This is a genomic window from Desulfarculus baarsii DSM 2075 (assembly GCF_000143965.1).
GTDB lineage: Bacteria > Desulfobacterota > Desulfarculia > Desulfarculales > Desulfarculaceae > Desulfarculus > Desulfarculus baarsii.
Genome location: NC_014365.1, coordinates 3,408,508 through 3,430,871, shown reverse-complemented (window position 1 = coordinate 3,430,871; position 22,364 = coordinate 3,408,508). Strand labels below are relative to the sequence as shown.

The 22,364-nt window shown below is 69.2% G+C and carries 14 protein-coding genes; all 14 read right to left on the bottom strand.

Going from position 1 to position 22,364, the window contains the following annotated elements:
* Window positions 1-39 precede the first annotated feature (39 nt).
* The 14 genes from DEBA_RS15470 to DEBA_RS15405 all read right to left on the bottom strand — a co-directional run bounded on the left by DEBA_RS15470 (window position 40) and on the right by DEBA_RS15405 (window position 22,295).
* A complete protein-coding gene (locus DEBA_RS15470; RefSeq protein WP_013259886.1) occupies window positions 40-2,673 on the bottom strand; it encodes a hypothetical protein in 2,634 nt (877 codons plus the stop codon).
* Window positions 2,667-3,719, bottom strand: coding sequence for a hypothetical protein (locus tag DEBA_RS15465; protein ID WP_013259885.1), 1,053 nt, complete (start codon window positions 3,717-3,719; stop codon window positions 2,667-2,669). The genes DEBA_RS15470 and DEBA_RS15465 overlap by 7 nt, the downstream gene beginning before the upstream one ends.
* Window positions 3,716-5,077 carry a phenylacetate--CoA ligase family protein gene (locus DEBA_RS15460; RefSeq protein WP_013259884.1) on the bottom strand — a complete coding sequence of 454 codons (1,362 nt, stop codon included), beginning with the start codon at window positions 5,075-5,077 and terminating at the stop codon, window positions 3,716-3,718. Before DEBA_RS15460 ends, DEBA_RS15465 begins: the two co-directional genes overlap by 4 nt.
* 24 nt (window positions 5,078-5,101) lie before the next feature.
* Complete coding sequence (locus tag DEBA_RS15455; protein WP_013259883.1) at window positions 5,102-6,361, bottom strand: O-antigen ligase family protein; 1,260 nt, start codon at window positions 6,359-6,361, stop codon at window positions 5,102-5,104.
* Window positions 6,358-7,038 (bottom strand): exosortase C-terminal domain/associated protein EpsI, encoded by a 681-nt coding sequence (locus tag DEBA_RS17470; RefSeq protein WP_013259882.1) that lies wholly within the window; start codon window positions 7,036-7,038, stop codon window positions 6,358-6,360. The genes DEBA_RS15455 and DEBA_RS17470 overlap by 4 nt, the downstream gene beginning before the upstream one ends.
* Window positions 7,035-7,889 carry an exosortase/archaeosortase family protein gene (locus DEBA_RS15445; protein WP_013259881.1) on the bottom strand — a complete coding sequence of 285 codons (855 nt, stop codon included), beginning with the start codon at window positions 7,887-7,889 and terminating at the stop codon, window positions 7,035-7,037. The genes DEBA_RS17470 and DEBA_RS15445 overlap by 4 nt, the downstream gene beginning before the upstream one ends.
* Window positions 7,886-9,337, bottom strand: a complete 1,452-nt coding sequence (locus tag DEBA_RS15440) for a TIGR03013 family XrtA/PEP-CTERM system glycosyltransferase (RefSeq protein ID WP_013259880.1) — start codon at window positions 9,335-9,337, stop codon at window positions 7,886-7,888. The genes DEBA_RS15445 and DEBA_RS15440 overlap by 4 nt, the downstream gene beginning before the upstream one ends.
* Window positions 9,338-9,349: 12 nt before the next feature.
* On the bottom strand, window positions 9,350-10,303 hold the full coding sequence (locus DEBA_RS15435) for a P-loop NTPase family protein (RefSeq protein WP_013259879.1): 954 nt from the start codon (window positions 10,301-10,303) through the stop codon (window positions 9,350-9,352).
* Window positions 10,296-11,861, bottom strand: a complete 1,566-nt coding sequence (locus tag DEBA_RS17465; protein ID WP_013259878.1) for an ExeA family protein — start codon at window positions 11,859-11,861, stop codon at window positions 10,296-10,298. Before DEBA_RS17465 ends, DEBA_RS15435 begins: the two co-directional genes overlap by 8 nt.
* Window positions 11,862-11,864: 3 nt before the next feature.
* On the bottom strand, window positions 11,865-13,502 hold the full coding sequence (locus tag DEBA_RS15425) for a Wzz/FepE/Etk N-terminal domain-containing protein (RefSeq protein WP_013259877.1): 1,638 nt from the start codon (window positions 13,500-13,502) through the stop codon (window positions 11,865-11,867).
* A gap of 6 nt (window positions 13,503-13,508) precedes the next feature.
* Window positions 13,509-14,855, bottom strand: a complete 1,347-nt coding sequence (locus DEBA_RS15420) for an outer membrane beta-barrel protein (protein ID WP_013259876.1) — start codon at window positions 14,853-14,855, stop codon at window positions 13,509-13,511.
* A gap of 24 nt (window positions 14,856-14,879) precedes the next feature.
* The gene (locus DEBA_RS15415) at window positions 14,880-15,422 is read right to left on the bottom strand and encodes a polysaccharide biosynthesis/export family protein (RefSeq protein ID WP_050762390.1); all 543 of its coding nucleotides are present in this window, start codon (window positions 15,420-15,422) and stop codon (window positions 14,880-14,882) included.
* Between the two features lie 361 nt (window positions 15,423-15,783).
* Window positions 15,784-18,873: a hypothetical protein gene (locus DEBA_RS15410; RefSeq protein WP_013259874.1), complete on the bottom strand. Its 3,090-nt coding sequence runs from the start codon at window positions 18,871-18,873 to the stop codon at window positions 15,784-15,786.
* The gene (locus DEBA_RS15405) at window positions 18,870-22,295 is read right to left on the bottom strand and encodes a hypothetical protein (RefSeq protein WP_013259873.1); all 3,426 of its coding nucleotides are present in this window, start codon (window positions 22,293-22,295) and stop codon (window positions 18,870-18,872) included. Before DEBA_RS15405 ends, DEBA_RS15410 begins: the two co-directional genes overlap by 4 nt.
* Window positions 22,296-22,364: the final 69 nt, after the last annotated feature.

Sequence of the window (22,364 nt, the reverse complement as noted above, 5' to 3'; positions counted from 1 at the left end):
CATTGTTCGCCGCCGCCAGGCATCGTGGGGCGGGTTTTTTCATTTCATGTCCGGTTCGGCCACGGCGGTCGGCGCTTTGCCCGCCACCGGGGTCAGCTTGAAGGCCAACAGGCCGCCGGCGCTGGATTTGAGCCCTTTGCCCGGGGTGATGGTCAGCAGGCGGCCGTCGGCCGTGACGGCGTATTCGGCCTCGGGCCTCAGTCCGGCCACCAGGTGCCGCGAACGCCCGGCCGGGTATTGGTAGGCGATGGGCCGGTCGCCGGGCTCCAGGTTGGCCACCACGACCCTGGGCCAGAAACGGTCGTGAATGACCGCGCCGGCCAGCCGGGGATCGGGCGAAACCAGACGGCTCAACTCGGGCGGGGCCGGGGCGTCGGCCGGGGCCGGCAGCAGGGCGTGCACCAGCGCGAAGGCCTGGCCATCGTCCGGCCCGGTGGGCGTCAGCTCCACCCGCCAGGGGGCCGCGTCCGTGGCCGGCGCGGCGGGCGGATAGCCCCTGCCGTCGACCCAGGCCACGGCCGGCGGGCCGAAAAGCTCCACCCGCTGGGCGTCTTGCCGCAGGCCGACCACCCACAGCCGCGCGCCGTCGGTCTGGGCGCGCAGCATCCTGGCCTGGCCGGAGAGGCGGCCGGGGGCGAGCTGGGTCATCTGGCCCTCGACCACCGGCGGCTGGCTGAAGTGCAGCACGAAGCTGGGCCGCAGCTCCGGCCGGGCCACGATCACGTCGTCGACGACCACCACCGCCTGGGCCGAGGTGGCGTCGTCAGGCCCGCCGGGCCGCAGATGAAACACGTGGCGCTCGACGCGCTTGGCCTTGGCCGTCTGGCCCTGGTAGGCCGCCGTGGCCTGGCCCTTGAAATAGGCCCAGGATTCGCCGCCGCCCTGGGCGGTGATCGCCGCCACGTTGTAGACCGGCTCCAGCACCGTCCACGGGGCCGCGCCGTTTTCCCAGCCCGAGGCCGTCCAGGGGGCCTTGACGCGGGGCTTGCCGTCGGGGCCGAACAGGGCCCAGGCCCGCTGGCCGCCGTCGTTGGCGTAGGTTCCCCGCGGCATCTCGCCCGCGCCCATGTCGGGCCAGGAATACTCGGTGGGGTCGTGGATCAGGATGGTGTTGGCGGCCACCGAGCGCAGGGCGTAATTCATGGCGTGGGGCGAGAGGCGGCCGTCTTCGGCCCCGCCGCGCGGCAGCAACGGGCCGTTAAGGTAGATCTGCAGGCTGGCCGCGTCCAGGCGCTGGCCGTCGACAAAGTGGGGCCCGCAGTCAAAGGCCACCAGGGTGTCCCAGGCGCTCCAACCGCTGCGCGAACAGGCCCGGCCCACGGCGCTGGCCAAGTGGTCCAGCGGGGCCACGGCCAGGGCCAGGCCGGGGTCGTCGATGTCGAGCAACAGAAATTCCAGGCCCAGCAACCGGTGGTCGGTCACGCCGGGGGCGTCGCCGGCCAGCAGCATGGCCTGGGCCACGTCGGCAAAGGCCGCACCGGGCAGCAAGGTCCGGGCCAGAAGCATCTGGATGCGCGCCAGGTCGGCGGCCTGATCAGGGGGCATGACCTCGCCGCCACTGGGGCGGAGGCCCCGGTAAGGGCCGTGCGGGCCCTGGTCGACGTGGGGCAAAAGGCTGTTGGTCAAGGCCGCCAGGCGATCGCGGAACCATGGCGTGTCCAGCAGCTTTTGCCGCGCCGGCCCGGCTGGCTGGCAGGCGGCGGTCAGCAGCAGGTCCAGCCCGGCCCTGGCCCCGGCGTTGGCCCCGCCAAACCAGCCGCCGCCTTGGCCCATGCCCTCCAGGGCCGGTCGCCACAGGCGCTCGAAGCGCTCCATGGCCAGTTGGGCCATGGCCTGGGCCGGCTGGGGGTAAAGCTTTTCCGCCACCCGGCCGGCCAGGGCCATGATCTTCAGGGCGGCGGCCGACTGGTTGTCGAAGCAGCCCATGGGCCGCCCGGCGGCCACCTTGGCCTGGGCCAGCAGCCAGCGCGCGCCAAGCTTTTGTTGTTCGGCGTCGATGCTCCGCGCGCCCCAGGCCAGGGTCAGGGCCACGTCCTCGGCCACCTGGCCGGCCCGCTCCATGTCCGAGATCAGCAGCAGGTATTCCGCGCCTTGCCGGGCCTGGGTCGGTGGCGCGCTGGCCAAGGCGATCTGGGTCGAGGTGATTTTCTTGATGGCGATGGCGGCCTCCGGGCCGTCAAAGGCCAGCAGGTCATAGCCCTCGGCCGTGATTTCCTCGGGTTTCCAGGGCAGGCCGCCGTCGATGATCGTGGCCCCGTTCAATTGTTCGACGCGGCCGGCGCGGGCCCCGTCGGCGGCGGCGCGGGCGGCCAGGTGACTAAGGGCGCTGCTCTGCCGACCGTCGGCCTCGGCCAGGGTCAGCGCGGCCAGGGCCAGGTTGGGGCCGTCGGCTCGCTTGCCGTCCTGGCGCTCGGGGGCGGTGGCCCAGCGGATCAGCCGCCGCCATTGAGGGCTGGCCTGGGCGGCCAAGTCACGCAGGGCGGCCAGGCGGCGTGGGCCGGGCGCGAACAAGTCCGGGGCGTCCATGGCCGGGGCGGTGGTGGCCAGCGCCTCGGGCCGGGGCGGCATGGCCATGGGCCCGGTGCGCGGCCCGGTCTGGGCCAGGCCCGGCGCGGCGGCCACGGCCGCCGCCAGCAAAAACAGCGCGGCGAGGATGCGTTTGCCGATCACCATGACAGACTTTCGCCTCTTTCCAACGCGTGGATGGCCTGGGCCATCTCCCAGCAATTCATGAAGGCTAGTTTGTGACGCACCCCATCATTGTACCATCGCAACATATGCTCCAGCAGCGCGCGCATGGCCCGGCCCAGCAGGGCGGACTGATTTTTCTCGGGCGCGCCGTGGCAGTGCAGTTTGATGAAGCGCACGTCCTCGGCCCCCTCGACGCAGGGGGCCAGGCGCAACCACAGCGGCGCGCGTTCCGGCGTGGGCGGGTTGCCGCCGCTGAGATCGGAGTTTTCCAGCCGGGGCAGCAGGCCCCATTTGCGCCGTCGCCAGTCCAGGCCCAGCACGCCCTGGATCAGCAGCAGATCGCCGGCCGGGGCCTGGCCGACCCGGGCGGGAACGCCGCGATCGTGGCTTTTGGGCCGGGCCGGGTCGTCGGTGGCGTAGTAGATGGCGTTGATGGCGCGGGTCTGGGTGCGGTCCGGGGCCGAGGGCATGGTGAAATCGGCGTAGCAGCCGGTGCGGGCCAGAATGGATATCTCGTCGTCGCGGCCGCACCACTGGCCATCGGGCCGCGAGTTGTCCAGGGCCCAGTTGCCGTGGATAAAGCCGTAGGCGATGCGGCCTTGCTGGTCGCGGCGCAGCAGGCCGTGACGCTGGTGCATGGTCTGGGCCGCCGCCAGCAGCATGTCTTCGAGCTGGGCCGTGCTCTGGCCGTGGTGATGCAAATGCACCTCCACTTGGCCCAGGCCCTTGGCGCATAGGGCGGCCAGGCCGTCGAGCAGCCAGGGCTGATAATCCTCGATGGGATAAAAAAAGTCGTGCTGGGGCGCTTGGCCCCGGCAATCGGCCAGGCCGTCGGCCAGGATGGGCAGTTGCTCCTCCCAGGCGGCCAGGCGCGCCCGGGCCGTGGCCTGGGAGGCCTGGCCCCAATAGGGCTCGAAGTGATCGGCCACGGCCAGGCACAGGCGCAGCGGCCGGCCCACGGGCAGGGGCCGGGGGCGCAGGCGTTGGCGCAGATAGGGCCCCAGCCAGATGTCCATGGCCCGCGTCACGGCCGGTCCCCTTGCGGCGGCAGACCGATGGTCACGCGGCGTTTGCCGGCCGGCGTGGGCGCGATGGCCTCCACCGGGCGGATTTCGGCGGCCAAGCCCGGCGCGGCGGCGGCCAGGGCCCGCTGGATCAGTTGGCGATCGGTCTGGCTCAGCTCCTGGCGCAGCACCACGTCGATGAACAGATGCTCCGGGCTGTCCTGGCGGGCCTGAAACTCGGCGATGGCGTCGAAGTTTTTCAGCAGATGGGGGAAAAATTCGCCTGGCAGCAGGCGCCCGCCCGGCGCGCGGATCATGTCGAGGATGCGGCCCTCGATGCCCTCCAGCAGGGGCAGGCCGCGGCCGCAGGGGCAAGGTCCGGCGGCGGGCCGGGCCAGATCGCCGGTTTTGTAGCGAATAAAGGGCTGGGCAAAATTGTGCAGATCGGTGACAACGACCTCGCCCAACTCGCCGGGCCGGGCCGGCCGGCCCTCGGCCAGCACCTCGACGACGAGGTTTTCGGCCGAGACGTGCAGGCCGCGGCGCTCTGGGCACTGGGCGGCGATGAGCATGAACTCGCGGCAGCCGTAGGTCTCGAACACCGGCGCGGCCAGGGCGCGCTCGATGCGCTGGCGCTCCTGGGGCCGCAGGGCCTCGGCGCCGCTGATCACCGAACGTGGCGGTCGCTTGGGCCGCCAACCGCGCGCGGCGGCGTGACGGGCCAGGGCGTCCAGGGCCGAGGTGTAGCCGACCACGCAGAGCGGCTTGAAGCGGTCGATGTCGGCCAAGACGGCGTCGAGTTGGTCGGGGCCCAGGCCGAAGCTGGAGTGAAAGCGCATGCGGGCCAGGCGGCGAAAGGCCTCGCGGCGCAGACGATAAACCGTCGAGACCGGGGCCACGTCGCCGCCCCAGAGATATAGCTGACGATCGCCCTCGCGGCAGCCGGCCCAGCCGTAGCCCCGGCGATAGACCGCCGTGCGCCAGTGGTCCGAGCCGGGGTCCATGGCAAAAACCAGCGGCCGACCGGTGGAGCCGCCGGTGCGCTTTTGATAGCTGCCCGGCGGCGCGGGCGCGGCGCGAAAGTGATCGGGGTGGGCCATGAGCATGGCCTTGTCCACCAGCGGCAGGGCCGAAAGATCGCCCGATTCGGCGATTTGTTCCGGGCTCTGGCCCGTCTGGGCGAACCACTGGCCGTAAAAGGGCGTGCTGGCCTTGGCGTGCTCCAGCAAAAGCCGCAAATCGGCCCGCTGCCGCCGGGCAAGCTCGTCGGCGCTGAAAAACTGGCTCTGGGCCAGCACGGCCTGGATGGCCGGCGTGGGCCGGCCGCGCAGCCGTTCATAGAACGGAAACAGCGCCTTGGACCAGAAATCGCCGTAGTTCATGATCGTCTCGCCAAGATTGCAGCCTCACATGTTGAACAAAAAACGCACGGCTAAGTGCATGAAGATGATCATGAAAACCGTCAGCCCCGCGATGATCAGGGCCAGCTTGCCATCCCAGGCCACGATCTGCTCCGCGCCGATGTTGCTCACCACGTTCATGGCCGCCACCGCCATGGCCATGAACATGAACAGCAGCGGCTTGAACGACTGGCTGAGAAAAAACGCGCAGGTCATCCAGCCCACCAGGGCCGTCTCCATCGAGTGGCAAAAATTCTCGACCCAGGGCGGCGCGCGGTCGTCCAGGCGCATGGCCCGCAACTGTTTGAACGAACAGAAGATCATGCCCACCCACAAAAAAGCGCCCACAAAGCCCGTCTCGGCCAGCACCAGGATGAACGAATTGTGCGCGGTGTGGGTGTAGCTGCCGGCGTCGATGAAGTTGCCCTGGCCCACGCCGAAGATGGGGCTGGATTTGAACAGGCTCAGGCCGTAAGCCCAGTGGTCCAGCCGAGCGCGGGCCGATGATTCCTGGGTGTCGATGCTCTCGAAGCGGGGCACGGCGGTCATCAGGGCCAGGACCATGGCCACGCCCACGCCGGCGATGATCATGCCCGCCCGGCTGCGCAGATACATCCAGGCCACCGAGGCCAGGCCCAGCAAGCCGCCCCGCGAGCGGGTGAGGATGATGGCGTTGACGAACGGGGCCAGCAAAACAACGCCCGGCAGCCAACCGCGGCTCATAAGGCCCCGGTGAAAGGCCGGCAGCAGAAAGGCCGTCAAAGGCACGATGTTGAGGGCCAGGTCGTTGGGGTCGGCGAAGATGCCCACGCCGATGGCCTGATCCACGCCCTTTTGCTGGATGCCCGTGGAGCCGGTGAGCCCCACGCCGGTGTAGAACTGCACCATGGCCTCGGCCACCAGGAACGAACACAGCAGCACCAGCGTCCATATGTATGTTTTGAGTTTGGCGAAGGAGTCGATGGTCAGGATGATCAGATAGCAATTGATGGCCACCGGCGAAAAGGCGATGAACTTGCCGGTGACGCCGCCCAGCCAGCCGTTGGGCAGCCAGCTCAGGCCAATCCAGATCCAAAAGAACAACAGCATCGCCGGCACCGGCGAGCGCTTGAGCTTGGCCGCCGCAAAGCCGCCCTCCAGAAACACGCCGGCCAGGCAGGCGGCGGCGGTGTAGTCCACCAGCGGCCAGCCCTTGATGGCCTCGACGTATTCCTGGGGCCGGATGTAGATAAGCGCCGTCAACAGCAGCGTGAAGAAAAAACTCAAAGCCCGTCGCCCTCCCCGATCGGCTGGTCGGGCCCGGCCGGCAGGATCGCCGCCAGGGCGGGGATCAGCCGCGCGGCAAAGGCTTTTTGCATGGCCAGGGCCGCCGCCGGCGCGGGTTGGTTCAGCGAGATCACCCGCGCCAGAGCGCCGTCGCTACGGCCGTGGCGCAGGCCGTCCCAGATCAGCCTGGCCCGGTCGACGTATTCGCTGGCCGCCACGCGGCCCCGGCCCTGATACCAATAGAGCACGCTCAGTTCGTCCAGGCCGCGGGTCAGGATCAGGTGATTGACCGTCCACGGCCCGCCGGGGCCGTCCACCCTCACCCGCTCGCGCCGGCTGACCACCCAGCCCTCGCCGGGCAGGCAGTGCAGGGGCGAATGGATCATGCGGCCCTCGCGCTGGCTGTCGAAAAAGGCCACGAACACCGCGCAGAAGTCGTCTTGGCCCTGGGCGTAGGAGCGCAGCAGGTGCTGGCTGGGGTTCAACAGGGCCAAGGCCGCCTGGTCCAGGCGCTGGTCGCCGGCGGTGGCGAGCCACGGGCCCAGGCGCTGGGGCAGCGCGCTCAGCGGCGCGCGCGTGGGCGTGGGCCGCGCCTGCACGGCCAGGCCGGCCAAGGCCGCCGTCAAAAACATCAGGCCCACCGCCAGCCACAGGGCCCCTTGACGCCGCTTGTTCATGGCGCGGCCCTCCGGCCGGGCCGGGCCAGCAGCCAGGCCGCCAGGCACAGCAGGCCAAAGGCGCTCATGAACACCAGCCAGCCCACGGCGTCGTGCATCAGGCCATCCAGGGTTTGCGGGCCCAGGCGCTCGGCCAGCACGCCGGCCAGGGTGATGCGCGCGGCGTTGGTCAGCACCGCCGCCGGCAAGGCCAGCAGGGCCAGGATCAACCGTCGCCAGAAGCCTGGCAGCATCAGCCGGCCCACGATCAGCCCGGCGGCCAGCAGCGAGACCAGTCCCCGGATGCCCGAGCAGGCGTCGACGACGTTTAGCACGATGTTGGGCAGATGGATGACGTTGCCCTCCACCAGCACCGGCAGGCCCAGCAGGCGCAGCGCCCCGCCGGCCAGTTCGGCGGCCAGCAGGCGCAGCGGAAAGGCCAGCGAGTCGTAGAGCACGTAGGGCCAGGGGATCATCAGCAGCAGATACCAGATGGCGAAGGCCGCCCGCCGGGCCAGCGGCCAGCCCCACAGCAGGACAGCCAGCCCCCACAGCAGCATAACCATGCTGGCCCGCTGTAAAAACAGCTCGTGGCCCAGCCGGCCCAGCAGATAAACCAAAAGCGCCGCGATGACCAGGGTCAGGCCCCGCCAGTCCGGGCCGGCGGCCAGGCGGGCCAACTCTTGGCGGTCGCGCCACAGCAGCCAGGCCGAGATCAGCGGCACGAGAAAGCCGTGGGAGTAGTTGGGGTCGTCGGCCCAGACCCGGGCCATGGCCAGGCAGGTCGGCCCATAAAGCCAGATAAGCGCCCCGGCGCAGAGCATCCAGGGAAGGGCCTGGGAAAAGCCCGGCCTGACGGCGGGTTGGCTCATTGGCCGCCTCCGCCGGTGATCATCACCTTGACGGTCTGGATGATGATCTGGATGTCCAGGGTCAGGTTGGTGTGCTTGATGTAATAGAGATCGTAGTTGAGCTTTTCGAGGGCGGCGGCCACCGAGGCGCCGTAGGGGTGGCAGAGCTGGGCCCAGCCGGTGATGCCGGGCTTGATATTGTGGCGTTGGCGATAATAGGGCAACTTGGCCGAAAGCTGCTCGACAAAGACCGGTCGCTCGGGCCGGGGGCCGACAAAGCTCATGTCGCCGCGCAGGACGTTCCACATCTGGGGGATCTCGTCGAGGCGCAGCACGCGGATGATCCGCCCGACGCGGGTCACGCGGGGGTCGTTTTCCTGGGCCCAGACCGGGCCGCTGCCGTCTTCGGCGCCCACGGTCATCGAGCGGAACTTGAGGATGGTGAAAACGCGGTTATTTTGGCCCACGCGCTCCTGGCGATAGATGATCGGGCCCTTGCTGTCCAGGCGCACGGCCAGGGCCACCAGCAGCGTCAGCGGCGCGCTGAGGATCAGGCCCAGCGCGGCCAGCAGCAGGTCCATGGCGCGTTTGGCGGCCAGGCGCAGCAGGCTGGTGCGAAAGCCGGTGGAATAGATCAGCCAACTGGGATTGATGCGCTCGGCCAGGATGCGCCCGGCGATCTGCTCGTAAAAGTCCTCGCCGGTGAGCACGGGCACCCCGGCCATGCGGCAGCGCAGCAGCTCTTCGAGGGGCGTGCGCTGGCGGCGTTCGGCCATGGCCACCACGATCATGTCGGCCTGATGATGGCGCACCAACCCCAAAAGCTCGCCGGGGTCGTCGTAGAGCGGAGCGCGCACCAAATGCGCCCAGAATTCCATCAGGTTGGGGCCGGCGTCGCGGCTCGGGCCGGAGCAGCGTTCGTCCTCGCGGCGCTCGGGGAATGATTCGGGCTGGACCAGGGCGGCCACGCGGTAAGGATTGTCGGAGCGGGCGGTCAGCTCCTCGAGGATGCAGTCGGCCATGTGGCCCGAGCCCAAAAGGATGATGCGCGTGGAGAGCACGTCGCGGGTAAGGGCCCATTTGTAGAGCCCCCGCCAGACGATGCAGAGGCCGGCGATGATGAAAAAGCTCATCAGCAATACGCCGCGGCCCAGGAACAGCCGCGGCGCGAAATAGTAGATCGCCGCCAGCGCCAGCATGCCCAGGGCCGTGGCCTGGATCACCCTGATCACCGTCCAGACGAACGAGTGGGCGACGCGGAAGTTGTGCAGGTCGGAATAATAGAACGTGACCTGCAACACCAGCGGCACCAGCACCACCCGGTGCCACGAGTAGCGCCAGGTGAACAGCTCGGCGGTGTCGCCGGTGCGCAGATAGACCGCCAGCAGCGAGCCCAGGGCCATCAGGCCGGCCTCGATCAGCAAGAATCCCACCAGGTAGGGCGAGGGCCGGCTGGACGGTATGCGCATATGCCCCTCCGTTCAGAGCGTCTCGGACAAACCAGCCAGAGCGGGGGCGTCCAGCACCGCCGCCTGGGGATCGTTGAGCACCATGCCGACGATCTTTTCCTCGGGCAGCGAGCGCATGGCCCGCAAGACTTGGTCGCGCTCGGTGACCCCGCCCAGGGCCACGAAGACGATGCCTTCGACCACGCGGGCCAAAACGGCCGGGTCGTCGACCTCCTGCACGGGCGGGGTGTCGAGGATGATGTAACGGTCGCTGTAACGTTCGCGCAGCTCGAACATCATGTCGACCATCTTGTCGGTGGCCAGGATCTCGGCGGTGCGCTGGGATGGCCGGCCGGCCGGGATCACCGAGAGCTTGTCCACGGCCGTCCAGTGGATGACCTCGGGCAGGGCCGCGCCGTGCTCCAGATAATCGGTCAGCCCCGGCCGCAGGGGCACCTGCAACAGGCGGTGGATGGCCGGCGCGGCCAGGTGGCAGTCGATGACCAGGACAAACTCCTGCAGGCCGCGGGCGAAGCTGATGGCCAGGTTGGTGGTCAGCAGGCTGCGGCCCTCGCGGGGGGCGGCGCTGGTGATCATGATCGTGCGCGGTGGATCGCCGTGAAAGGGGTACAACAATTGCGAGCGCAGCATGTCTATGCGCTTGGCCTGGGGGCTGGCCGGCGCGAACAGGCTGACCAGGCGCTGTTTGTCCTCGTCGGAGAGCGGTTCGCGCTGGGGCGGCGCGTCGACGATGCGCAGGCCCTCCTCGCCCTCCAGCGGGCCGTCCAGATCGGGGTCGTAGGGCGGGAGGTCGTCGTCCACCGGCGGCGGCGCGTCCCAAAACTGGCTCGATTGTTCGCGTCGGGGCGGCGGCGCGTCGGCCGGCGGCGTCGGCCGGGTGAAGCGGGGCGGCTTGGCCTCGTCCTCGGGGCTGGGCCGGCTGAGGCCGTGGCCGGCCTTGCGCAGCAGGTCGTCCATCCTACCCATTGGGGCCCGCCTTTTCGTCGTAGGTGACCACCGGCCCCCAGGCCTCCAGGCGCTGGCGTTGGGCGGCGGCCCCGGAGTCGCCAAGCGGCTGGGCGGCGACATCCTCGGGCATGAGGATGGCGCTTTGGCCGCCCAGGCCCAGATAGGGCGCGAAAAAGCGACCGACGCGCACGGCCGCGCCGCTTTGCATGAACCAATAAATCGCCGCCAGCAGCGCCACGATCGCCAGCAGCATGATCAACCGCCGCAGGAAACCGCCCTGGGCGTCCTTGCCCATGCTGCCGAAAAAGCGTCCGAGCACGCCGGGCTCGGAGCGGACGGCCGCAGTTCGACGTGGCGGCGTCTGTTCGGCCCGCGTGGCGCTTTTGATCCTGGGCCGGGGTTGGGCCGGCCGTTTGGCGTTTTGTTCGGGGCGTGGCTCGGGCCTGTCGCGGCGGCTGGCGGCCGGCCTGGCCCGGGGCGGCGGCGTTGGCTCGGGTTCGTCGTCCTGATCCATGGCCGCCCAGATGTCGCCGGGGGGCGGCTGCATCCTGGCCGGCGGCGGCGCGCTTTCGGCGGCAGGCCGTGGGCGGGACCGGCCCGGTTCGGGTGGCGGCGTGGCCGATTGGGGCGCGGCCTGCGGCCTGGGCCGGGCTGGCGGCTCGTCGGGCGGCGCGGCTTGTGGCCTGGGTTGGGCCGGCGCGGCCTCGGCCGGTTGGGGCGCGGCCTGGGCTTGGGGCTCGGCCGTGGGCGGTTCGAGCGGAGTGGCCCCGCCCAAGAGCATGGTCAGGCCGGCGGCGGCTTCGCGCACCTCGGCCTCGTCGACCTTGCGCACGCCCTTGGCGAAGGCCACCAGCATGGCCTCGTCGCAGAGCACGTTGACCACCCTGGGCACGCCCGCGCTGTGCTGATGGACCAGCATCACCGCCCGCTCGGTGAAGATGTCCGGGCTGCCGCCGGCCACCCGCAGGCGGTGGCGGATGTAGGTGCGCACTTCGTCCAGGCTCAGCGCCCGCAGGGTGTAGAAATGGCGCAGCCGTTGGCGCAGGGCCGCCGAATCGGGCCTGCCCAGCAGGGCGAGCATCTCCATCTGGCCGGCCAGGACGATGTTGAGCGCCTTGGGTGCGCCGTCGTCGATGTTGGCCAGCAGGCGGATCTCCTCCAGCAGTTCGGGGGTGATCGACTGGGCCTCGTCGATGACCAGCAGCAAGATCTTGCCCGCCGCGCGGCATTGCTGGATAAGCTGCCGGAAGGCCACCAGAAACTGGCCCTTGCTGGTAAAGGGGCCACTGAGCCCCAGCTCCAGGGCGACCATGTTCATGAAATCGATGGGCTCCAGGCGGGGGTTGGTGATCACCGCCGGGACGATGCGTTCACTGAGCTCCTGGAGCAGGGCGATGATCAGGGTCGTCTTGCCCACGCCGGGCGAGCCGACAAAGGCGGCCCAGCCCTCCTGCTGCTCGATGGCGTAGATCAGCGTGGCCAGGGCCTCGCGGTAGTCGTCGGTCAAAACGATGAAGCGGGCGTTGGGCTCTATGGCGAAGGGCGTTTCGGTCAGCCCGAAAAATTCGTTGTACATCGGTCAGCTCACAAGGCCGAGGATGAGCTTTTTGAGCGCCGGGCCCTTGCCCATGGCCAAAACAGCCACCAAAGCCAGCAAAAACATGAACAATGAAGCATAGATGGCGGCCAAGATAGCCATCTTGCGTCGTTTGGCCTCTATCTCGTCGTAGGTCTCCAGGGGCGGCACCACCACCAGCACCGGCAGCGAGGCCAGTTCTTCCATCTGGGCCACCGCGGTGAACGAGGTGTCCAGGTAGGCCAGGCCGAAGGACAGGCCCAGGCCCAGGGCCATGGCCAGGCCCAGGCTGAAGGGCACCACGCGCTTGACATCGGGCTGATAGGGCTGGTCGGGCGCCTCGGCCGGATCGACGACCTCGAACTGCTCGCCGCGCTGGGTGCGCTCCAGGTTGGCCGACATCTTGGCGTCGAGCCACTTGGCGTGCATCTTTTGATAGGCGGTGTTGAGCTCCTCGTAGCCACGGGTCAGCTCGGTCAGTTCTTCCTGCACCTTGGGGGCGTTGCGGATCCAGGTCTGGACCTGGGCCATCTGGGTCTGGACCTCGGCCTGCTGCTCCTGGAACTGGGCGATGTTGACCTTGGCCTCGGCGATGTAGCCGGAGATGCGCTCCAAGCTCTGGCGGACGCTGGCCATTTGCAGGTCGGCGGCCTGGGCCGTGGCGTCCTCGACGCTGATGCCCTTGTCCTTGGCCTCGGCCAGGATCTTTTGCCTGCGCGCCTTCTGCGCCTCCTCGGCCCGGGCCAGTTGGCGCAGGGCCCGCTGGATGTCGGGGTGATCCTCGGTGTATTGCACCCGCAGGCGGTCCAGGCGCGCCTTGAGGGCGGAGGGGTCGTTTTCGTCGTCGCCCTCGCTGGAAGGCGCGGCGCCGCGGCGCAGCAACTCGGCCCGGTGCATCTTCAACGACTCCAGCCGCCACTGCTCCTCGCCCAGTTGAGCCTCGGTGTAGGTCAGGCGGGTGCGTTCCTTTTGGATGGCGTCGACAAGGCTGCCCATCTTCAGGTTGAGCTGGGACAACAGACCCAGGTTTTCGTCGCGGGCGGTGGGCAGTTCGTGCAGGTGCTGGAGCTTGAACTCGGTGATGCGGCTTTCCCATTCGCGCAGTTGGGCGCGCATGCGCTCCATCTCGCGGGTGAGGAAGCGGGCGGTGCCCACGGCGTCTTCCTCGCGGATGCGCAGGTTGCTGTCGACGTAGAAGGCGGCCAGGGCGTTGGTGACGGCGGCCACCAGCTTGGGGTCGTTGTAGACGAAGGTGATGGTGAAGTAGTTCTCGCGGGTGATCTTGATGGTGATGTCCTTGCGCATCTGTTCGGCCAGGTCGTCGGGCGTGGCCTTGCCCTTGGCCGCCGGGTAGAGGTCGAAGCGGTCGATGATCTCGGTGAGCCTGGTGCGGCTGAGCACCTGCTGGGTGATGATCTGCAGGCGGTCGGCGATCTTGGAGGTGACGGTGGTGCGGATGATGTCGCCGGGCACCTTTTGCGGTTGGACCACCACCAGGCAGGTGGCCTGGTAGATCGGCGGCCAGAACAGGCAATAAAACACGCCCACCGCCAGCACGGCCAGAAAGACCGCCACAGCCAGCACCCAGCGTCGCTTGAGGATGGCCAGGTATTTACTTATGTCAATGGTCGCTTGGGCCAAGGGCCGTCACCACAGCACGGGGTAGCGATAATCCATGTGTAAAAAGACGCGGTTCTGGCGTCGGTCGTCTTCGTCGTTTTCGGCGTTGCGGTCCAGGTGGCGATAGTCCAGATACATCGTCAGGTCGCGCATGACCTCCCAACTGAGCAGCGCGCCCAGGCGGGTGGTGTCGACCACGCCGCGGCTGATGCTGGTGGCGGCCTGGGCCGGGTCTTGCTGATAATCGTCGCGGATGTAGTCGGCGTAGAGGGTCAGGCGCCAATGGCGGGCCAGGTCGCGCAGCCAGCGCGCGCCCACGGCTTGGGTCTTGGTCAGGCCGGAGTTTTCGCCCACGGCGTCGTATTCGTCCAGGGTGGCCTTGCCGTAGGCCTCCAGGGACCAGCGCTCCTGGCGGTAGGTCGCCGCGAGTTGGGCCGTGGGATAGCCCGAACCGGCCGCGGCGTTGGAGGCCCCGTCGCCGCTGACGTAGGACCAGCCCAGGCTGGCCGACCACTGGAAAGCCGGGCTGTAGCGGTGGCTGAAGCCGGCGGTCGTCCAGTAGACATCGTAGTCGCGGGCCTGCTGGAGCTGTTGGTCGTCACCCTTGGCCCGCACCATGCTGCCGCCGGCGGCCAGCGAGAACGTGCGCCGTTGGTCCCACAACCAATACCAGGTGGCGCTGCCGCCGGCTTCCTGGATGTCGGGGCTGGTCTCCCAGATGTCATAACGACCGGTGGCGTCGAGCTGCAAATGATGCTCGGGCGTCCAGGCCTGCAGCCAGCGCAGCATCGCCCGCTGCATCTTGGCTTCCTCGTCGCCCTCGCCGGTGCCGCTGGCGTAGGCGAACTGGTAGTCGCCGCCGAAGTGGCTGATGGGGTCGGTGTAGTGCCAGAAGCCGACGCCGGTGGTGTTGGTGGTGCGCAGGCTTTCGGTGGGCTGGACGCGCACCAGTTGGCCGGTTTCGGAGACTTCGGCCGGGTCGTAGGTGCTGACGTAGTTGTTGTAGATGTCGAGTTTGGTCGCGCCGGAAAATTCCTTGTGATAGCGCACCGAGGCCCGGGCCGTGTCCAGCTTGGTGTATTGGCTCAGGCGGTGATAATAGGCGTAATCCACCCCGCCCTCGGCCGTGAAGCGATGGGCCGGGTCGCCGGCCTCCAGGCGCAGGCTGGGGCTGACCATGCCAAAGAAATCAGCTCGCGCCGGCCTTTGCAGCCGCACGTTGTCGTCGTAGCCCACGCCGGCCGAAATGCCCGGCGTGACGATCAGCGCGCCGGCCGGCCCGGCCCAACCCAGGGCCAGCAGCAGGCCGAACAGCGCCGCCGCCGCGCCGAGAGGGCGGCCGATGCGCTTGGGGCTGACTGGGGCGCGCGACATGACGGTCAAGGCTCTCCGCCGGGTTCAGGGCACCACGATGGTGTCGCCGGGGTGCATGATGAAGTTCTGTTCGGGTTTGTCGCCGTCGACGACGTCGTCATACTCGAAAGGCATGATCTTCTGCTTGTCGCCATAACCGCGGATGATCACCGTCTTGTTGCGGCTGGCCCACTCGTTGAAGCCTTTGGCCATGGAAATGCCCTGCAAGACCGTGGTGGGGGCCAGCATGGGGTAGCGGCCCGGCTCCTTGACGTTGCCCAGGATGTTGAACGAGTGGCTGCTGGGTTGCTTGACGGTGATATAGACCTTGGGCGCGTCGACGAACTTGGCCAGGGCCTTTTCGATGTGGGCCTTCAACTCCAGGATGGTTTTGCCGCCGGCGGGCACGTTGTCGATCAGCGGCAGAGTGAAGGTGCCGTCGGGCAGGACCAGGCGGTCGGTGCGGGTGAGGTTCTCCTCGCGCCAGACCTGCACCTCCAGGATGTCGCTGGGCCCGATGACGTATTCTTTTTCCATCTCGGGCATGGCCCGGGGCTCCTCGGCGGCGCTGGCCGGACCGGTCGACAAACAAGTCACCAATGTGAAAAAGCATAGAATAGCCGCGAACAGACGACCGCGTGGCATCGGGCTCCTCCCTAGGGTGAGTACTCCACGCCTAAAAGAATGAACCACCGCCGCGTAAATTGCAACGACTTATTGGTTAATTAAAACAGATATCGGTGGGTTAGGCCGTTATTTAGGTGTGATTCGCAATCGGTGATTGGTGCTCCGGCCCGTCGTCCGCCCCATGGCCATGAGCCGTTTGATCACTGTTTGCGCGGTGTTGGCCACAAAGTAACTTGCCAAGCAACGCCCCGCTGTGAACAAAAAGCGCGCGTCCTCAAAAATGTGCCTGAAAAATTAGGCTATTGCCGGCGCGGCCCGTTGGTCAATCGCCCAGACGCTCCACGCCGGCCCCGGCCAGGCGCAGGCCCGCGCCGCGCTCCAACAGCGCCCGCAGGCCGATCTCGCCGCGACGCGGCAAGCGAAACTCCACCGCGAAATCGCGATAATCGGCCGTCAACTCGGCGACATCCACCGCCCGGTGGCCCAACGGCCGCCGCCCCAGGTCGCCGGCCACCACCAACAGGGCCGCCCGGCCCGGCGGGGCGGGCTGAGCGGCGGCGGCCAGACGGAACGTGGCCCGATAACGCCCCGGCCCGTAGGTCTGTTGGGGGCCGTGCATCAGGTAGAGCGGTGGGGTCAGCCCCGGCGTGGCCTCCACGGCCCAGCCGCCGGGCGCGCGGTGGTCGGCCACCAACTCGCCCGCCTGCCGCCACAACTGCCAGGCCGGGTAAAACGCCGGCCCCGGCGTGGCCCCGGCGAAGCCGGCCAGCACCACGTCCAGCTCCAGGTCGGCCCCTCCGCCAAACCAGACGCGAAATTCCAGCGACCGCAACCCGTCGAGAGCGAAGTCAAGGGCCACGTCATGCCAGCGGCCGTCGGCCGGCAGGGCCTCGGGCAAAAGCTCGCGCCGGGCCAGGATGGCCTTGCCGCCGTCGGCGGCCACCTCCACCGCCCCGGCCGAAGAGGCTCCCGGCCCTCGCCGCAGGCGAAAGCGCGCCAGATACTCGCCCGGCGGGAAGATCTTGTGCGGGCCATGGGCCAAAAAGCCCGGCTTGTCCCGGCTGGCCTGGGCCTTGGCCACGTTGCCCTTGGCCCCGGCCAGGCGCGGGCCCAGCGGCGCCAACGGCCCCGCGCCCTCGGCGAAGAGCAGGCCCCAGCCCGAGGCCGCCGGGTCGTCGACCAGCCGGCCGGTGTCGCGGCCCAGCCAGTTGGCCTCCCACAAGCTGATCACCGGCGATATGACCCGGCCCGGCGCGGGGTCGGGCCGGGCCGCGGCGCGGGGCAGATAAAAAAAGCCGTTGCCTTCCTGAGCCGCCAGGCGGACCAGACCCGAGGCCTCCAGGCGCTGGCGGGCCAGGGCCGGCGGGAAGGGGCTGACCTTGCGGGCGTAGACCATGTCGTCGTCGTAAAAGACGATGCCGCCGATTTTTTGTTCGGCCAGGGCGGCCAGCGCGCCGGCGTCGACCAAGCCGTAATCCAGCGGGTAAAGCGGCCCATAGACTTGCTCCAGATAGGCCCGGGGCACGTAGGGCGCGTAACCGTTGGGCATGACGGCCCTGGTGCGGGTGATGAGCATCTCGTAGGCCGAGGACTGATGGCTGTCGCCGGGCCAGATGGGCAGGCCCAGCACGCGCTTGGCCGCGTCGGGGCCGGTGGGCAGTTCGGCGGCGACGGCCCGCTCCACCGCGCCGGGCGGGGTCAGCGGGCACAGGCCGACTTGCTGGGCCGGCCACAGGCTCCAGCCCATCAGCGCCGCGCAGGCCAGGCCCAGCGCCGGCGCGGCCCAGCGCCCGCCCAGGGCCAGGCTGGCCCGCCACAGGGCCCAGCCGGCCGGCAAGGCCAAAAGCATCGCCGCGATGAGGATCATCCGGCCGGGCACGCGGGGGTATTTGAAAAACGGCAGATATTTGTACAATAACTCGTAGAGCGGCAGTTGGGGCAGGTTGGGCCCGAAGCTCAGCAACAGAGCCAACAGCCCCAACACCCCCAGCACCGCCGCCGAGGCCGCGCCCTGGGCCTTGGCCGGCCGCCGCGCCAGCAGCATGACAAAACCCGCCGCCCACAGCAGCACGAAGGCCAGGCCCAAAAAGACGATCTGCTCGCTGTGCGGCACGTCGGCGCTCAGCAGGTCGGCTGGCCGGGGCGAAAACAAGCGCACCTCATCCAGGCCCCGGCCCTGGTCGACGATGCTGCCCTGCATCAGCGTGGCCTTCATGCGCAGCAAAAAGGCCACCGCCCCGCCCAGGCACAGACCCAGCGGCCACAGCGGCCGCTGCCAACCAGCCGCCAGGCCGGGCCAACGGCGGGCTCGCCACAGCCTCGGCAAGCTCAGCCAGGCCCCGATGGCTATAAGTAGCGCCATCAGCCCCGCGCCCAGGTGGGGGATGTCCAGGGCGTATTGGATGGCGTAAAGCGGGGCCAGGCTCAGCGGCCAGAAAAAGCGGGCCACGACTCGGGCCGCCTGGGCCGGCGAGAGGCTGGTCAGGGCGGCGGCCAGCCACGAACCGGCCAGCCACAGGCCGCTGGTGGCCAAGACGTGGCCCACCAGCGAGACCGTTAGCCCCTGCGACCAGAAGGCGGCCTGGCCGGCGCGGGCCAGGGCCATCTGGGCGCAGAAGCCCAGGGCCAGCCCGGCCAACAGCGGCCCCACGACTACGCCGACAGCCATGCCTTCCTCGGCCTGGGGCCGGTCGTCCTGGCCGGCCAACAGCAGGCGCGCCGGCGCGTAGACGGCCAAGAGCAGGCACGAATAATAGATGAGGTGGTTTTCCATCAGCGCCGCGGCCAACAGGGCCAGGCCGGCGGCCAGACCCCAGGCCTCGGCGCGGCCCGGCCGGGCCCGCCAGCCCCGCTCCAGGCACCACAAGGCCAGGGGCAGCAAAAAGATCACAAAGCCGTAGATGTGGCCCGAAAGGGCCTGGGCGGCGCGAAAGGGCATCAGCGTCAGCAGCAGCGCCGCCGGCAAGGCCGCCAGCCAGTGGCCCAGCACCTGGCGGGCCCAGGCCAGGCAGCACAGGCCCACCAGCACGTAACAGATCAGCGCCATGGCGTTGTAGGCCAGGGCCGGGCCCAGGTGGCTGAAGGCGACAAAGATCAGCGACAGCGGGAAGTTGGCGTAGACCGCCAGGCCGCTGGGCGTCACGCTGCTGTTGAACTCGTAGGGGTTGGACGGAAAACGCGACGGCCCCAGCAGGTTGTCGCCGGCCAGCCAGCACCAATAAAAAAACTGCATGTGATCGCCGGGGATCATCGGCACGGATTCGTAGCCGGGGCCGGGCGTCAGGCCATAGGGGATGGCCTCGTCGAGGTGGCGGGCCAGGGGCCAGGTGTGGGCCAGGGCCAAAAGCAAAAGCAAGGCGACCAGGCCCAGGAGCTTAAGCCAGTTCGGGAACCGTTGCGCGCCCAGGCTCACGGCAGGCTCACGCCAGGCAGGGTCAGGAAGCGCCGGCCGGCCATGTTGCCGTCCTGCACCACCAGCGAACGGCCGCCCTTGACGTTTTCGTCCAGGCTCAGCACCAGGCTGTAGAGCCCCTCGGGCATGTCGTGGGCCAGCTCCAGGGATGTTTCGTCGACGAGCAGTTGGCCGGGCAGGACGCGGTCCATGCGCTGGAGCCCGCCCATGAAACGGTGGCTGAGGTCGATGCGCGTGGGGCCCTCGAGCCGGGCCGAGACGTGATAGTCGCGCTCGGGCTGGCGAGCGAATAGCCAATAGAGCCGCAGGCGCAGGCTGCGGCCGCTGTTGGTCGGCGTCTGGTCGATCTCGTAGCCGATCAGGGTCGGCCCGCCCTTGAAGCGCACCTTGGCCTGGGGCGGCGGGGTCAGCTCGGTGAGGCGATCGGCCAGGCGGCGGCCCAGATCGTCGTCGCCCAGCTTGCGCGCCAGTTCGCGGGCTATCTGCAACTGTTTCGGTTCATTGGCCAAAAGCGCCTGGGCCTTGGAGAGGCATTGAGCGGCCTCGGCGGCGCGACCGCCGGCGATCAGCGCCCGGGCGCGGCTGTTGAGGCCGGGGGCGAAGTCCGCGTCGATGAGCGCCATGTCGTCGAGGGCGCGAATGGCCATGGGCAGGCGGTTTTGCTCCAGCAGCGTCTGGCCCCAGGCCAGCATGGCCCAGCGCGCGCATTGGCGCAGGTGTTGGCGCGGGTCGACGGTGACGCGCGCCTGGCCGATGGTCAATGGCCAGGGCCGCATGGACTCCAGGACGAGCTCCCAGCGATCGGCCGGGCTTTGCGGGATGGCCGACAACGCGGCTTCCAGGGGAGTGGCCTGGGCCAGTTGCTCGTCGGTGATGGCCAGGCGGGCCACGGTCTGGCGCTTTTGGCCGTCGCGGCGCACCAGCTTGAGTTGGGCGGCCACGCCTTCGCCGCGCAGTTGGCCCTGGGCGCCGATGATCTGGCAACGGACCAGCAACGGCGCGGCGGGGAAGGGCTCCTCGAGCAGCACGCGGGTGACCGGCCCCGCGCCGCCGGCCGGCCAGCGCAGCTCGGCGGCGAAGGCCTCGGTCTGGCGGCTGACCACCGCGCCGTCGCGGCGGCCGCGGTGCATCTCCACGTCGTAGGATTTGGTCTGGGCGTTGAGCAGCAACGCGGCGTGGTAACCGCCCCAGTCGCCCAGCAGGGCCGCCCACTGCTCCAGGGGCGCGCCATGCAGGGCCAGGCGCGAGAGCATCTGCATCTGTTGTTCGCGGCCTTTGAGCAGGGCGGCGGCCTCGGCGCGCTTGTCGGCCTCCAGCAGCACGGCCGCCAACAGGGCCCGGGGCAGGATGGCTTTGGGCCAGCGGGCCATGGCCTGGGTCAGATAGTCCTCGGCCTCGGCCCAGCGCCGGCCCTCCAGGGCCTGGGCGCCCAGGGTCAGCGGATCGTCGATGATCCTGGCCACGACGTGTCTGCCTGGCTGGGCGGAGACCTTCAGCGGATAGACCCGTGGCGTGGTCGGCGGCCAGTTGCGCGCCGGGATCAGCGCCCGCCAGACCTGGCCCGGCTCCAGGGTCTGGCTTTGGGCGTTGTCGGGGCCCTGAGCCAGGCCGACCACGGCCGGTTTTTCGTCCAGGTTGACCGCTTCGACAACCAGCGCGTCCAACGGGCGGGCGGCGCGCAGAGTGCGTGTGGCCACGCCGCCGTCGGGCAGGTCGATGACTGTGTCGTCCCTGGAGTAGGCCGGGGCGTTCCGGTAGCAGACATTGTGCGGCAAGCGCCCCAGGCTGGGCGCTGGCGTCAGGCCCAGGGGCTGGCCGATGGGCCGGGCCGGCAGGTTGGCGTAGACCCACAGGCTGGGGCTGAGGGCCTCGGGGAAGCGCCGCCGGCCGGGCCGCTGGGCCTGGGGCGGCATGTCCTTGAGGTCAAAGGTCTTTATCGGCTGGAAGTTGTCGGCGATCAAGCGGTATTGCTCGGCGGCCTGGTCGTAGGCCCGGCCGGTCCAGGGCCGAAAGAGGCGGTCGGCGTCGCGGGCGCTGAGCACGGTGTAGGCGCCCGCGGCGAAGGGTCTGTCGGTCTCCAGCCGGGCCAGGGGCTGGTTTTGGGCCTGGGGCGCTTGGGGCGCGGACGGGCCGTGATGAAGCGTGGCGTCCTCGGGCAGGTTGTCGGCCAGCCATTGAGCGGCCGACTGGGCCGGCTGGGTCTGCCAGAACAGATAGCCCAGCCCGGCCGAACGCCAGGCCGCCGGCAGGCACAGCACGATGCTCAGCAGCACGATGCCAAAGGCCCGGGCCGGCTGATGACGGCTCAGGGCCTCGGCGGCCGTCACCGGCGTCAAAGAGGCCACCGCGACCATGGCCGGCAGCATGGCCGGCAGCAGGCGTTCGAGATCGCCGGCCAAAAAGAACGTGGCCAGCGGCCAATAATAGAGCGGAAAGGCCGCCGTCAGCATGCCCGCCTTGTTGCGGCGGGCGGCGCACAGGCCCAGGCCGATCAGGTACAGCGCCACGATCTCCCAGCCGATGGCGTCGCCGATCAGCGCCAGGCTCACGGCCAGGCGGCCGCCGGTCGGGCCGTCGACCCAGGGGCCGGACCACGCCGCCTCGGCCGGCAGGATCAACTGGCTCCACATGCTGGCCAGGCCGACCTTGCCCGTCAATAGCGCCGGGAAACCCAGGCTCAGGCCGATGGCCAGGCCGGTGAGGAAGATCGCCGGCAGGCCAAAAAGCGGCCTGGCCTTGTATTGCTTGCCCAAGACCACGCGCATGACGTGGGCGGCGACGAACAGTGGCGTCAGCAGGCACAGGCCCAGTTCGACCGTGCAGGCCAGGCCCAGGCAAAAGCCGCCGGCCGCGTAGCGCGTGCGCCCGCCGCCACGGGCGATGTCGACAACGAACAACAGGCAGGCCGCCGCGGCCAGGGCCGCCGCCGAACCGCGACCAACGAAGTGGCCCTGGGCCACCAGCAGCGGGCTGAAGCACGTCAGGGCCGCGGCCAGGAACCCCGTGCCGGGCTGGCGGAAGATCTTGCGGGCCAGCCGCCAGACGAAGTAGACCGCCAGCGCCCCGGTCAGCGCCGCGAAGACGCGGCCGATGATCGGCGTGGGCATCTGCACCAGAAAGATCGACGAAACCAGGCCGGTGAGCGAGGCCAGGGCCGACCAGGCCAGCCAGACCAAGCGCTTGAACATGGCCGCGCCAAAGAAAAAAAGTTGGTCCCAGGCCGGGTTGGCCGGGTCTATCTGATAGAGCAGGTTGCCGTCGGCGATGTTGTCGATGACTCGCAAGGCCCCCGGGTCGGAGCCGTCGCCGGCCCAGTTGACGCCCCATAGGCGCAGGCCCAGGGCCACCAACACCAGGGCCAGGCAGCCGGTTTTCCAGCCGATCTGACCAGAGCCGTTTTCCGAAAGCAGGCTTGGGCGCATCGATCGATCCTCAACCGTTGGCGGTGGCGTGAATGCGCGCGAAGTGGTTGCGTCCATTCAATAAGCCGT

What these genes read in the sequence shown, in the direction of transcription:
- DEBA_RS15445 (WP_013259881.1), bottom strand. Translation starts at nt 7,889, where the DNA reads ATGAGCCAACCCGCCGTCAGGCCGGGCTTTTCCCAGGCCCTTCCCTGG.
- DEBA_RS15420 (WP_013259876.1), bottom strand. Translation starts at nt 14,855, where the DNA reads ATGTCGCGCGCCCCAGTCAGCCCCAAGCGCATCGGCCGCCCTCTCGGC.
- DEBA_RS17465 (WP_013259878.1), bottom strand. Translation starts at nt 11,861, where the DNA reads ATGTACAACGAATTTTTCGGGCTGACCGAAACGCCCTTCGCCATAGAG.
- DEBA_RS15440 (WP_013259880.1), bottom strand. Translation starts at nt 9,337, where the DNA reads ATGCGCATACCGTCCAGCCGGCCCTCGCCCTACCTGGTGGGATTCTTG.
- DEBA_RS17470 (WP_013259882.1), bottom strand. Translation starts at nt 7,038, where the DNA reads ATGAACAAGCGGCGTCAAGGGGCCCTGTGGCTGGCGGTGGGCCTGATG.
- DEBA_RS15435 (WP_013259879.1), bottom strand. Translation starts at nt 10,303, where the DNA reads ATGGGTAGGATGGACGACCTGCTGCGCAAGGCCGGCCACGGCCTCAGC.
- DEBA_RS15460 (WP_013259884.1), bottom strand. Translation starts at nt 5,077, where the DNA reads ATGAACTACGGCGATTTCTGGTCCAAGGCGCTGTTTCCGTTCTATGAA.
- DEBA_RS15405 (WP_013259873.1), bottom strand. Translation starts at nt 22,295, where the DNA reads ATGCGCCCAAGCCTGCTTTCGGAAAACGGCTCTGGTCAGATCGGCTGG.
- DEBA_RS15470 (WP_013259886.1), bottom strand. Translation starts at nt 2,673, where the DNA reads ATGGTGATCGGCAAACGCATCCTCGCCGCGCTGTTTTTGCTGGCGGCG.